10 protein-coding genes are annotated in these 12,772 nt (G+C 70.8%); 4 read left to right on the forward strand and 6 right to left on the reverse strand.

The window, feature by feature from the left end; genetic code table 11:
* Positions 1–7: 7 nt before the first annotated feature.
* The 5 genes from BR31_RS0114950 to BR31_RS0114970 form a co-directional block, all read right to left on the reverse strand.
* Positions 8–1,222: an acetyl-CoA C-acetyltransferase gene (locus BR31_RS0114950; RefSeq protein WP_027501661.1), complete on the reverse strand. Its 1,215-nt coding sequence runs from the start codon at positions 1,220–1,222 to the stop codon at positions 8–10.
* 280 nt (positions 1,223–1,502) lie between these two features.
* Positions 1,503–2,141, reverse strand: coding sequence for a response regulator transcription factor (locus BR31_RS0114955; RefSeq protein WP_027501662.1), 639 nt, complete (start codon positions 2,139–2,141; stop codon positions 1,503–1,505).
* Positions 2,138–4,111 (reverse strand): sensor histidine kinase, encoded by a 1,974-nt coding sequence (locus BR31_RS0114960; protein WP_027501663.1) that lies wholly within the window; start codon positions 4,109–4,111, stop codon positions 2,138–2,140. Before BR31_RS0114960 ends, BR31_RS0114955 begins: the two co-directional genes overlap by 4 nt.
* 91 nt (positions 4,112–4,202) lie before the next feature.
* The gene (locus tag BR31_RS0114965; RefSeq protein WP_027501664.1) at positions 4,203–4,898 is read right to left on the reverse strand and encodes a hypothetical protein; all 696 of its coding nucleotides are present in this window, start codon (positions 4,896–4,898) and stop codon (positions 4,203–4,205) included.
* 124 nt (positions 4,899–5,022) lie between these two features.
* Positions 5,023–5,607 carry a CGNR zinc finger domain-containing protein gene (locus BR31_RS0114970; protein WP_231496500.1) on the reverse strand — a complete coding sequence of 195 codons (585 nt, stop codon included), beginning with the start codon at positions 5,605–5,607 and terminating at the stop codon, positions 5,023–5,025.
* Positions 5,608–5,707: 100 nt separating this feature from the next.
* On the opposite strand from BR31_RS0114970, the gene BR31_RS0114975 reads away from it, so the two are divergent.
* From BR31_RS0114975 to BR31_RS0114985, 3 genes are all read left to right on the forward strand, one after another.
* Positions 5,708–6,544, forward strand: a complete 837-nt coding sequence (locus tag BR31_RS0114975) for an SDR family NAD(P)-dependent oxidoreductase (protein ID WP_027501666.1) — start codon at positions 5,708–5,710, stop codon at positions 6,542–6,544.
* Between the two features lie 201 nt (positions 6,545–6,745).
* Positions 6,746–7,684, forward strand: coding sequence for an acyl-ACP desaturase (locus tag BR31_RS0114980; protein WP_027501667.1), 939 nt, complete (start codon positions 6,746–6,748; stop codon positions 7,682–7,684).
* A gap of 101 nt (positions 7,685–7,785) precedes the next feature.
* Complete coding sequence (locus BR31_RS0114985) at positions 7,786–8,751, forward strand: alpha/beta hydrolase (RefSeq protein WP_027501668.1); 966 nt, start codon at positions 7,786–7,788, stop codon at positions 8,749–8,751.
* 116 nt (positions 8,752–8,867) lie between these two features.
* Here the strand turns inward: BR31_RS0114985 and BR31_RS0114990 are convergent, their stop codons facing one another.
* Positions 8,868–11,180, reverse strand: coding sequence for a DNA polymerase III subunit gamma and tau (locus BR31_RS0114990; protein WP_027501669.1), 2,313 nt, complete (start codon positions 11,178–11,180; stop codon positions 8,868–8,870).
* Positions 11,181–11,387: 207 nt separating this feature from the next.
* On the opposite strand from BR31_RS0114990, the gene BR31_RS0114995 reads away from it, so the two are divergent.
* Positions 11,388–12,725, forward strand: coding sequence for an ammonium transporter (locus BR31_RS0114995; RefSeq protein WP_027501670.1), 1,338 nt, complete (start codon positions 11,388–11,390; stop codon positions 12,723–12,725).
* Positions 12,726–12,772 lie beyond the last annotated feature (47 nt).

Genomic DNA, 12,772 nt, shown 5'->3' on the forward strand with positions numbered 1-12,772 from the left:
GGCCGCGTCAGACGCGCTCGATGATGGTGGCCACGCCCATGCCGCCGCCGATGCACAGGGTGACCAGTGCGTAGCGGGCATTGCGGCGCTCGAGCTCGTCGATCATGGTGCCGGTGATCATCGCGCCGGTGGCGCCGAGCGGGTGGCCCATGGCGATCGCGCCGCCGTTGACGTTGAGCTTCTCGTCCGGGATGTTCATGTCCTTCTGGAACTTGAGCACCACGGAGGCGAACGCCTCATTGATCTCGACGAGGTCCATGTCCTCGATCGTCAGACCGGCAGCGGCCAGGGCCTTCTTGGCCGCCGGCGTCGGGCCGGTGAGCATGATGGTCGAGTCGGCACCCGAGGTGGCGGTCGCGACGACGCGGGCCCGCGGGGTCATGCCCATGGCCTTGCCCGCCTCCTCGCTGCCGACGAGCAGCAGCGCGGCGCCGTCGACGATGCCGGAGCTGTTGCCGCCGTGGTGGACGTGGTTGATCTTCTCCACGAAGTGGTACTTCTGCATGGCGACGGCGTCGAAGCCGCCCATCTCGCCGATCATCGCAAAGGCGGGAGCGAGGCCCGCCAGGCTCTCCACGGTGGTGCCGGGGCGCATGTGCTCGTCGTGGTCGAGGATGGTGATGCCGTTGATGTCCTTCACCGGAACCACGGACTTGGCGAAGTATCCGCCGGCCCAGGCCTTCGCCGCCAGGTCCTGCGAACGGACGGCGTACGCGTCGACGTCGTCGCGGCTGAAGCCCTCGATGGTGGCGATCAGGTCGGACGAGATGCCCTGCGGGACGACGTAGTTGTCGTAGTTGGTGGCCGGGTCGTTCACCCAGGGGCCGCCGTCGCTGCCCATCTTGACGCGCGACATCGACTCGACGCCGCCGGCAATGACCATCTCGTCCCAGCCGGAGCGCACCTTCTGCGCGGCCATGTTCACGGCCTCGAGGCCGGAGGCGCAGAAGCGGTTGATCTGCACGCCGCCGACGGTGTCGGGCAGGCCGGCGTCGGTGGCGGCGATGCGCGCGATGTCCATGCCCTGGTCGCCGAGCGGGGAGACCACACCGAGGATCAGGTCCGAGATCCGATCCTCGTCGAGGTCGGGGAAGCGCACGCGCAGCTCGTCGATCAGGCCGGTGACCAGCGAGATCGGCTTGACCGAGTGCAGCGAACCGGTCTTCTTTCCTCGGCCACGTGGGGTTCGGATGGCTTCATAAATGAATGCCTCTGTGGTCACTGTGAGGTGTTCCTTCCTGTGCACGGCTCCGCCGCGTGCGTGGTGTTCGCAATGGCAGTTCAAACGTCATCGCCGAGCGCCGACTCGAGCGGCACCTGGCCCGAGGCATACACCTCGACGCAAGCCATACTAGAACTCGTTTCAGAATTGGGTCTAGGACCGAACCGAGCGGGCTCTGTGACCGTTGCGATCGTCACGGCGGGCCGGGGTCGGGGCCCGTTCTAGTGAGACGGCCCGGCCCGGCCCGGCCGCGAGGCTCAGCCCAGCCCGCCGGCGAGGCTCAACCCAGCCCGGCCTGGCGCGCCCGCACGATGGCCGCGGACCGGTCCGGCACCCCGAGCTTGGTCAGGATGTTGGAGATGTGGTTGCGGACCGTCTTCGGGCTCAGCACCAGGCGCCGGGAGATCGTCGCGGTGTCGTGCCCGCCCGCCACCAGGTCGAGCACCTCACGTTCCCGGTCGGTCAGCTCGGGGAACACGGTCGGCGCGAGGCTCCTGGAGGCCGCCATGAATCCGAGCGCGCGCTCGGCCACCGCCGCGCCGAGCAGCAGCTCGCCGTTCGCGACCGCCCGGATGGCCCGCTCCACCTCGTCCGGGACCGCACCCTTGACGAGGTAGCCCCTTGCCCCCGCACGCATCGACGCGACGATCGACTCGTCGTCCTCGTGCATCGTCACCATCAGCACCCGCAGCGCCGGGAACCGCGAGACCAGGTCCCGCGTCGTCTCGACGCCGGAACGATCGCCGAGTTCGAGGTCCATCAGCACCACATCGACGTCGGCCGTCACCAGCGCCGTCGCCTCCGCCGACGAACTGGCCTCGGCGACCACCTCGATCCCGTCGAGCGTGGAGAGCAGCGCCACCATCCCCAGCCGGAAGACGGGGTGGTCGTCGACGACGGCGACACGGATGGCGGTCATGATGCGGTCAACGGTAGCCGCGCGGTGACCCTGGTGCCGTGCGGGTGCACCGAGTCGATGACCAGCGTGCCGCCCAGCTCGCCCGCCCGCTCCCGCATCGAGCGGGTCCCGACGCCCGCCTCCCGGCCCGCGTCGAAGCCGGTGCCACCGTCCCGGATCGTGACGGTCAGCTGACGGCCACCGGACTCCGTTGCGGCACAGACCGCCTCGACCCGGCATCCGACGGCACCGCTGTGCCGCCTCGCGTTCGAGACGGCCTCCACCACGATTCCGTATGCGGCCGCGCCCGCGTCCGGGTCCACCCGCGCCGGCAGCTGCGCGCGCACGTCCAGCGCAAACCCGCCGCGGGCGTGCTGGGCGGCGAGGTCCTCCAGCGCCGCGGCCAGGCCCAGTTCGTCCAGGATCGGGGGGAAGAGGTTGCGGGACAACGACCGGACGCCGTCGACCTGGTGGTCGAGCTGGACCTGCAGCGACTCCAGCAGCCGCACCGCCGCGTCCGAATCGGTCCGCAGCAGGTTCCTGACCCCCTGCAGCCCGAGCCGGATGCCGGCGAGGGACGGCCCGAGACCGTCGTGCAGCTCCCGCCGGATCACCCGGCGCTCCTCCAGCCGCACCGTGGACAGCCGCTCCCGCGCGGCGTCGAGATCCTGCGTCGCCTGCACCAGCACCAGTCCGGCGGCGACCACCGAGGCCAACTCGTCCAAGGACTTCCGGCTCCGCGACCCGAGGGTCTCCCCCGGCGGGGCGGTCACCGTCAACCGGCCGACCGGGGCGCCGCGGTGGATGAGCTCGACCGTGGTCGGGTGGCCCGTCGGGTCGCCGAAGCTCGCGACGGGGTCGGTGTCGTCTGAACGCCAGACGGACACCGATTCCAGGCGCAGCGCGACCGCCACGCCTGCGGCGAGCTCGGACACCAGGTCCTCGGGCGTCTCCGCCTCCGCGAACCGCGCCCCGAGGCGGCGCACCGCCCTGGCCGGGTCACGGCCCTCCCCGTACACGAGGTCGTGCACGCGGCGCTGCAGCCACAGCCGGGACGGTTGCACAGCCACGGCAACGGCTCCGGCCGCAACGGCCTGTGCGAGCACCGAGTCCGCGGCGGGCAGTAGCCGGGCCAGCGCCGTGGCCACCACCACGTACAGCGCGAGGAGAACGACGGTGAGGGTGCCCGCGAGCACCGCGCGGCTGACCGCGAGGTCGAGCCCCCACATCCGTTGCCGCAGAATCGAGACCAGGATCGCCGCCGGATAGAACGCCTGCACCGCCAGGTGGATCAGCGGGGTGAGCATCCACAGGCTCGGCCACGTCGGCGGCAGCGCGAGCGGGACGAACGAGAGCGCCATCAGCGCTGTGCCAAGGCACAGCCAGCCGAGCCCGATCCGCTCGTCGACCGGTCCCCGCCGCCACCGCCACGCGGCGTCGGCCGCGGCGAGCAGGCCCACCGTCACCACCGGTGCGATCAACCAGATCTGCGTGATGTCGGTGTAGGTGCGGGACACGAAGTACCAGACGATGGTCGCGGTGCCGAGGAGCAGGCCTGCGCGGGCCACCGGCTCCAGCCGGTGGTCGCGGATCAGCCATGGGATCACCAGGAACAGCGCCAACGTGCCGGGAATCCAGGCGGTGTTCTGCAGTGGCTCGATCGCCGCGACCGCGGGCAGGCCGGGCCGAACCAGCGCCAGCTGGGTGTAGCCGTAGCTGAACGCGGCCAGCCCGACCCCGATCCCGGTGAGCCCGAGGATGATCGGCACCGGATGCACCCGCCGCGCGAGCACCACCCCGGCGACCGTGCCGTAGACACCCGCGCCGAGCAGGTCGACGAGGAAGAACAGCTGGTCGGCGTCGAGGGTCGGCTCGGCGGCGACGAACGCCACCAGCGCCAGCACCCCCAGCAGCCAGGACGTGAACGCGAGCACGGCGGCGGGCACCGGCCATCCGCCGGTGCCCGCCGACCCCCCACTTCGCTCGCTCAAACCGTTCCTCCTCGAGGCGACTCCGTCGCCCGTGAGTCCTTCTGGTCCGTTGGCGGGCCAGAAGGACTCACGGGCCGGGGCCCATTCTGGGTCACGCCCGCGCAGAACGCCCCGAGAACCACAGCCCGACCGCGCACACCAGCACCCAGACCGGCCCGGTGAAACCGGCCATGTACTGCAGCGGGGAGATGCCGAACAGCGCCGTGACCGTGCCCAGCACCGCGCTCGTCCAGCCGATCCATCGCGGCAGCGCGCCGTGTCGCAGCGAGGCCGCCGCGACCGCGAGCGCACTGATGCCCGCGCCCGCCCATAGCCACGGGATGGTCCCCATCCAGTGCGCCCCGAAGGCCGCGAACTCCGGCAGCAACTGGTCGCCCTCGCCGAGCCCGAACACGAGCTCGGTGGTCAGGCCGGTGCCGATCAGACAGGCGGCCGACGTGAGGATCAGTCCGCCCGCCGCGACCTGCGGCAGCAGGCTGTGCTGGTCGAGGCCGCCCGCGAGCCGGCGACACAGCCCGGCGGCGAAGACCAGCAGCAGCAGCGCCGCCACGTTCATGGCCACGTGCTCGGTCAGGATCAGGGCCCGCTCCTCGGCCATCCTGTTCATCATCGCGACGGCGTTGCCCACGACACCCTCGTCCATGGTGGCGGAGAGGCTGGTGCTCGCCTGCATGCCGACGATCCCGGCGAGACCCGCGATCGCACCGGTCACCGCCCACCACGACGACGGTCCACGCCGGTCGGCCGCGTCGACCTGGCGCCCCTCCGTGGGAATGGTGGTACTCATCTGCACGCTCCTCCGGTTCTGTCCCGACCGTTTCGACTGCAGACGAGGATGGTGCGCCCGGTGTCCCGGCCGCCAGGGACAACCGACCCGAACCGCCAGGAATTACGTACGGACAACGGCCAGTTCAGGAACCGGCCCGCTTCTGGCGCTGACGATAGGCGCGCATGGAAACCTGAGAGCCGCATCCGGGACTGCAGTAGCGAGCCGCCCGGTTGCGGGTCCGATCAACGAAGCCGAAATGGCACGGTGGGTTGCAGCACGCCTTGATCCGCGTCCAGTCGCCGCTCTGCGCCACCTCGGTCACTGCGGCGAGAATGGTGCCCAAAGCGCCAGGGACACCGGTGGATCCGGCGCCGAGCCGTGCCGACCCCGCGGTGATGACCGTGGTCAGGGGATAGCGGGCACCGGCCTGCCGGAGATACCTTTCCGCGTCGCCGATCCGGACACCGTCGACCGCGGGGTCACCCGCATGCGCCAGGAACACCGTGACAAACGCATCGCGAAGCTCGCGTGCGGCCGCGGCGTCCGAGTCGGTCACGACCGTGGCAGTGGTGAGCAGGTCCTGCTCGACCGCCCAGTCAGCGAAGCCCCCGGCCGTGCTGAAGACCTCGATGTTCCCCGCGCCGTCCGCTCGGGTGTTCACGAATCGCAACACCACATCGGCGGCGTCGGGGCGGCTCCGCGTCGGCGATCCATGCACTGCATCCACCCCCCACACGATACACAGCGATATGTCCATACCGAGAAGAGCCGCAACATCCACACAAATCTTACGGAGATGTTGCGGTCTAACGTGTTACGGTCACAACATGAATACTCCAGAGATCACCTCACCTGTTTGGTTTGTCACCGGCGCTTCCTCGGGCATCGGGCGCGAGCTCGTGCGCCAGGCCCTGGAGGCGGGCGAAGCGGTCGCGGCCGTGGCACGGCGCACCGCCGACCTCGACGAGCTGGGCGAGCGCGACCAGTTGCTCAGGATCGACGCCGACGTGCGCGACGAGGCCGCCGTACGGACGGCGGTCGAGCAGACGATCGCGCGGTTCGGACGTATCGACGTCGTGGCGAACAATGCCGGCTACGGACTTTTCGGCGCCGTCGAGGAGGCGGACGACGCTCAGGCGCGGGCGATCTTCGACACCAACGTGTTCGGCGTGCTGAACGTGCTCCGCGCGACATTGCCCGTGCTGCGGGGCCAGCGGTCCGGTCACATCCTGCAGGGCTCGTCCTACTACGGCCAGACCGCGGACCCAGGGGTCGGCCTGCTCGCGGCGACGAAATACGCCGTCGAGGGGCTCACCGACGCGCTTGTCGCCGAGGTGGCTCCGCTGGGCATCAAGGTGACTCTCGTCCAGCCCGGGCTCACCGCAACCCCGTTCCTGGGCAATCTCGCTGCGGCCAGCGCGACGCATGCCGACTACGACCAGACGGTCCGCGTGGTGCAGCAGGCCATCGGGGCACTGCCAGGGTCGGCGTACTCCGGCGTGGACCGCGTTGCGGCCGGCATCCGCGCCGCCGCGGCAGGCGACAACCCCCCGCTACGTCTGGCGTTGGGTGTCGCGGGCGCCGATGCCATGCGCTCCGCGCTCACCGCGCGCATCGCCGAACTCGACGAATGGGCCGCCGTCACGCAGGCCGTCGACGCCTGAGCCCACCGTCGGCCACCCTCGACACGATCGGGCAGTGGGCGGGCCACACGACTGACGTACGACGCCGCGTGGCCCGCCGCCGATTCTGCGGCTTTCCTGGAAGTGTCGCGATGCGCGGTGTTCAATAGGGCCTGGACAACCGCGGGCATCGCCGCGGGCCAGGTACTGGTTCTCGAGGTTCTTCCTTCCCAAGGAGTTCTCATGACCATGACGTTCACCCAACTCGACCTGCTCAGGGAGCTCGAGCCGACGGTCGAAGCCAATCTCAACCGGCACCTGTCGATGACCAAGAACTGGAATCCACACGACTACGTGCCATGGGACGAGGGCAGGAACTTCGCGGAAATGGGTGGGGTGGACTGGGACCCGGACCAGTCGCGGCTCTCCGAGCTGGCGAAGGTCGCCATGATCACGAACCTGCTGACCGAGGACAACCTGCCCTCGTATCACCGCGAGATCGCCGCCAGCTTCTCCCTAGACGGGGCGTGGGGCACCTGGGTCAACCGGTGGACGGCGGAGGAGAATCGGCACGGCATCGTGATGCGCGACTACCTGGTGGTCACCCGCGCCGTCGACCCCGTCCAGCTCGAGCAGTACCGGATGGAACACCTGACCAACGGCCTCGACTCCCCGCTGAACGCCGCGTTCCTGCCATCGGTGGCCTATGTGACGTTCCAGGAGCTCGCCACCCGGCTCTCGCACCGCAACACCGGACATGTCTGCGCGGACGACGTCGCGGAGCGGATGCTCGACCGGATCGCGGCGGACGAGAACCTGCACATGGTCTTCTACCGAACGCTCGCAGGCGCAGCCCTCGACCTCGTCCCCGACGCGGCACTCGAGGCGATCACCGACGTGCTGGTCAATTTCCAGATGCCCGGCCTGTCCATGCCCGGCTTCCGGCGGAACGCGGTGCTCCTCGCCAAACACGGCATCTACGATCTCCGGCAGCACCTCGACGACGTCGTGATGCCGGTGCTCCGCATCTGGAACGTGTTCGAGCGCAACGACTTCACCGATGCGGGCGAGCGGGCGCGGGACCGTCTGGCGGCCCACCTCGACGACCTCCGCCGCTCGGCCGAGCGGTTCGAGGAAGCGCGGGACCGAATGCTCGCCCGCGAGGCCGCGCGCGCGGAATAGCGGCCACACACCGGCCGGGCGGCTGGGACTCTGGTCGCCGGCACCACGCCGCCATATCGTGGTGGCACCGAAACCGGCACCAACGAGGGGACAGCAAGCCGATGCAGGGATCCACCGTATGGCACTGGAACGTCAGCCTTCGGGCACGGCTGGTGTTCTGGTTCGCGAGAATCTTCATCAAACCGCTGTTCACGGTGTGGCCGATGTCCGACCGCGGCATCCGCGCACTCGGGAAGCTCGATGAATGGTCCGACCGCACACCCGCCCCCAAGGGGGTGAGCATCGAGCCGATCACCCTGGGCGCGGTGCGATGCGAGAAGGTCACCCACCCGAGGCGTGCCACCGACGCACTGCAGGGGGCGACCATCCTCTACTTCCACGGCGGTGGATTCGTCTTCTGCGGGCTGGCCACCCATCGCGGCGCCTGCGGGGCGCTCGCAGCCCGCTCGGGGGTCCCGGTGATCTCGGTGGAGTATCGGCAGCTGCCGCACGGCGGCATCGGCACCTCGATCGCCGATGCGATGGCGGCGTACACCGCGCTGTTGGAGACCTGTGACGATCCGACGCGGATCATCGTCGCGGGCGATTCCGCGGGCGGCTACCTCGCGATGAAGGTCGCCGAGATCACCGCGCTGCAGGGGCTGACCACCCCCGCCGCGGTACTCGGGTTCTCGCCGCTGCTCAATGTCGATCTCGAGTCGCACGACCCGGAGTACATGAAGCGCGACGCGTACCTGCCGATGCGTCAGGTGCGCAACCTCAAGGACCGTTGGCTCGCGGGTCCCGACCTGATCGTCGGGGCGCAGTCCCCGGTGCAGGCAGACCCGGCGCTGTTCCCGCCGGTGTTCTTCTCCGCCGCCGAGTACGAGCTGATGCGGCCGGATGTGGAGGTCATGACCGAGCGGCTCGAGCGGGCGGGCAGGCCCGTGGAGACCCACCTGTGGAGCGGGCAGATCCACGCCTTCCCGGTGTTCGGCATCATGCTCGAGGAGAGCAAGACCCTGATCGCGCTCAGCATCGACTTCGCCAGGCGGAACGTGGCCTCGCGAGAGCGTCGTTCGGCCTAGCCGGCCCGGCGCTTCCGCCGAGTGTGCACCTACCGGGGCATCGGCCCAGGACAGGCGACGAGAACTGCACACTCGACGGGGCGGGCGGACTGGGGTGAGCGAACGAGCCGGGCCTGCTAGCCGTCGATTCGCTTGGCCCCGAGGTGGGTCTCCAGCAACTGGAGCGCGATCTCCTCGGGATCACGGCGGACGGATGGGTCGGCCGGCTCGGCGGCCTGCGCCATCATCTCTTCCTCGTCCTCCGGGGTGACCGACTCGGGCGTGGCGGGCGGCGGGCCCGGGTCGTCCGGATAGTCGGGTTCCTCGGGCGGCGGGATGTCGTCGGCGCCCGCACCCGGCGCGGACACGGCCCGCGGGGCGGGCGCGGATGCCGCCTGCTCCTGGCTCGGACGCGAGAATCTCGGTGCGCCGGCCGGTTTCGCCTGCTGCTGGCGGGCGGGCTGGGCGCGCGGAGCAGTCTCTGCGGGCGCGGCGGTGCCGACCTCGCAGTCGATCGCCCAGTCCACGCCGAACACCTCCCGCAGCGCATCGCGGATCACGTCGGCGTTGCGCGGCTCCACCAGACGCTTGGCCAGTGGCGCGGAGGCATGGATGAGGATCAGGCGGTCGTTGTCCACCGCTCGGACCGTGGCGCCCGAGAGCATCACCTCGACGGTGCGACTCCGGTCGCGCACCTTCGCCCTGACCTCCGACCACACGGCGCGGACCGCGGTGGCGTCGGGCTGACCGGCGGCCGCGGGCGCGGACACCGGCGGGGCCACCGGCTCGGACGGCGACGGCTCGGGCTCGGGCTCGGCGACGGCCAGCGGTTCCGGTTCGGGCGCGGGCACGGACACCGACTCGACGGGGGGCGCAACGGGTTCGGGCACAACCGCTTCCGGGACAACGGGGGCCGGTGCGGAAGGTGCAGGGGCAGGCGGTTCCTGGGCCGCGGGGGCGGGCTCGGGCGGCTGCGGGGCGGACACCGGCTCTGGCGCTGCGGCGGGCGCCTCGGCCGGAACACCGACCTCCGCGGCGGGCGCCGCATCCCGTTCCTGCGCACCACGTTCGGCCGCCGCGGGGGCGACGACCTCAGGGGCGACCGGCTCGGGCCGAACGGGCGGGGCCGGTGCCGGCTGCGCCGGCTGGGCCGGTTCGGGGTGCCGCTGCTGCGCCGCCGCGCGCTGCGACGGGCGCTGGTAGATCGGCTCGGGCTCAGGGGCACTCGACCGCGCCACGGGCTCCGCGGGCGCGCTCGATCGTGCCCCTGTGGCCTGCTCCGTCACCGGCAGGCCACCCTCGGCCCGCCGTTCGAGCCGCTCCAGCCGTTGCAGCACAGCCGATTCCGCGTCCGACGCGGCCGGCAGCAGCATCCGGGCGCACATCACCTCGAGCAGCAGCCGGGGTGCCGTGGCCCCACGCATCTCCCCCAGGCCTGCGTGCAGGACCTCGGCGTAACGGGCCAGGGTCGCCGGACCGATCCGTTCCGCCTCCTCGCGGATCCGCTCGAGCACGTCGCCGGGGGCGTCGACCAGGCCGCGCTCCCCCGCGTCGGGGACCGCCCGCATCAGGATCAGGTCGCGGATCCGCTCGAGCAGGTCAACGGCGAACCGCCGCGGATCGTGGCCCGCGTCCATCACCTTGTCCACGGTGCCGAAGAGCGCGGCGCCATCACAGGCGGCGAGCGCATCGACCGCGTCGTCGATGAGCGCGACGTCGGTGACCCCGAGCAGGGACAGCGCGCGCTGATAGGTGACGCCCTCGTCGCCCGCGCCTGCCAGCAGCTGGTCGAGCACGCTGAGCGAATCGCGCGGCGATCCGCCGCCCGCGCGGATCACCAGCGGATAGACCGGGGCCTCGACGGCGACGTTCTCCTGCGCGCAGATCTTCTCCAGCAGCCCACGCATCGTCGAGGGCGCCAGCAGCCGGAACGGGTAGTGGTGGGTGCGCGACCGGATCGTCGGCAGCACCTTCTCCGGCTCGGTGGTCGCGAAGACGAAGATCAGGTGCTCCGGCGGCTCCTCGACGATCTTGAGCAGCGCGTTGAAGCCCGCGGTGGTGACCATGTGGGCCTCGTCCACGATGAAGATGCGGTACCGGGACTCCGCGGGCGCATAGAACGCCCGGTCACGCAGCTCGCGGGTGTCGTCGACGCCGCCGTGGCTGGCCGCGTCCAGCTCGATCACGTCGAGGTTGCCGGGGCCGCCCGGGGCGAGCGCCACGCACGACGAGCACACACCGCACGGGGTGGAGGTCGGACCCTCCACACAGTTCAGTGACCGGGCCAGGATCCGGGCCGACGACGTCTTACCGCAGCCGCGCGGGCCCGAGAACAGATACGCGTGGTTGATGCGTCCGGCGTCGAGGGCGGTGCTCAGGGGGTCGGTGACGTGCTCCTGCCCCACCACCTCGGCGAAGGTTGCCGGTCGATATTTCCGGTAGAGGGCCACGCGGAGAGGGTACCGGCGAGGGGCGACAGCGCGTCGGCGGACCGCCGTCCCCGGGCCTCCTGCGCCGGAACCCGCACCCATGGGACGGCTCGGGTGAGCGGATTCCGAAACACAGCCGCAACACATTCGCAGCGCAGGCGAAACCGCGACAGACCATCGTCACCACTCGCGTGCGGCCGAGGCCCGCGCGCGTGAGGAGAAACCGACGTGCCCGAGACCATCGACGCCGGAGCCACCGCATGGCTGCTGGTGAGCACCGCCCTGGTCCTTCTGATGACGCCGGGGCTCGCCCTGTTCTACGGCGGCATGGTCCGCTCCAAGGGCGTGCTCAACATGATCATGATGAGTTTTGTCGCGATCGCCCTGGTCAGTGTGGTCTGGCTGGTGATCGGTTACAGCCTGGCCTTCGGTGAGGACATCGGCGGCGGGCTGCTCGGCGGGCTCGAGCACCTCGGCATGGCCGACATCACCCCGACAACCGTGCACAGCGGCGTACCCGAGTTCCTGTTCGCCACCTTCCAGCTGACCTTCGCGATCCTCACAGCCGCGTTGATCAGCGGTGCGATCGCGGACCGCACCAAGTTCTCGGCGTGGATGGTGTTCGTCCCGGTGTGGACGCTGGCCGTGTACGCCCCGGTCGCGCACTGGGTCTGGGGTCCGGACGGCTGGATCGCGCAGCTCGGCGCGCTCGACTACGCGGGCGGCCTGGTCGTCGAGATCGTCTCCGGCGCGTCCGGGCTGGCGCTGGCACTGGTTCTCGGCCCGCGCATCGGCTTCCGTTCCGAGCCCATGCGACCGCACAACCTGCCCCTGGTGCTGCTCGGCGTTGGGCTGCTGTGGTTCGGCTGGTTCGGCTTCAACGCCGGTTCCGCGCTCGCCGCGAACGGCACCGCGGCCGCCGTCTTCCTCAACACCCTGGTCGCGGGCTGCGCGGGCATGCTCGGCTGGCTGCTGGTCGAGCAGAAGCGCGACGGACACCCCACCACCTTCGGCGCGGCCTCCGGCGTGGTGGCCGGCCTGGTCGCGATCACCCCGTCCTGCGGCTGGGTGACGGTCCTCGGCGCCGCGGTGGTCGGCACGCTGGCGGGCGTCGTCTGCTCCTTCGCGGTTGGCCTGAAGTTCCGCTTCGGCTACGACGACTCGCTCGATGTGGTCGGCGTGCACCTCATCGGCGGCATCGTCGGCACGCTCCTGATCGGCCTGCTCGCGGCCGAGGTGATGACCGGAGGGGTCGAGGGCCTGCTGTACGGCGGCGGACTCGCCCAGCTCGGCAAGCAGACCCTTGCGGTCGTCGTGGTCGGCCTCTACGCCTTCGGGGTCACCTACGCGCTCGGCAAGGCGATCGACCGCTGGATGGGTTTCCGGGTCAGCCGCGAAGAGGAGATCGCGGGCGTCGACCTGGCGTTGCACGCCGAGTCCGCATACGAGCACGCGGTCCTCGCCCACGGCGGACCGGCCGGTCCGCCGCCGGGGATCTTCTCCCGCGAGCACGACGAGCAGCGTCACCGCCCGGCCGAGCCCGACCCGGACGACGTCACCGACTGACCGAGATGCCCTCGTTGTCGGGTTCGATTCGATACGCTCCGCCCCGG

Source organism: Rhodococcus sp. UNC363MFTsu5.1 (assembly GCF_000686785.1).
Classification (GTDB): Bacteria; Actinomycetota; Actinomycetes; order Mycobacteriales; family Mycobacteriaceae; genus Rhodococcus_G; species Rhodococcus_G maanshanensis.

Excerpts from the sequence above, each read along its gene's own strand:
- BR31_RS0114965 (WP_027501664.1), bottom strand. The coding sequence starts at position 4,898 with ATGAGTACCACCATTCCCACGGAGGGGCGCCAGGTCGACGCGGCCGAC.
- BR31_RS0114980 (WP_027501667.1), top strand. The coding sequence starts at position 6,746 with ATGACCATGACGTTCACCCAACTCGACCTGCTCAGGGAGCTCGAGCCG.
- BR31_RS0114975 (WP_027501666.1), top strand. The coding sequence starts at position 5,708 with ATGAATACTCCAGAGATCACCTCACCTGTTTGGTTTGTCACCGGCGCT.
- BR31_RS0114955 (WP_027501662.1), bottom strand. The coding sequence starts at position 2,141 with ATGACCGCCATCCGTGTCGCCGTCGTCGACGACCACCCCGTCTTCCGG.
- BR31_RS0114985 (WP_027501668.1), top strand. The coding sequence starts at position 7,786 with ATGCAGGGATCCACCGTATGGCACTGGAACGTCAGCCTTCGGGCACGG.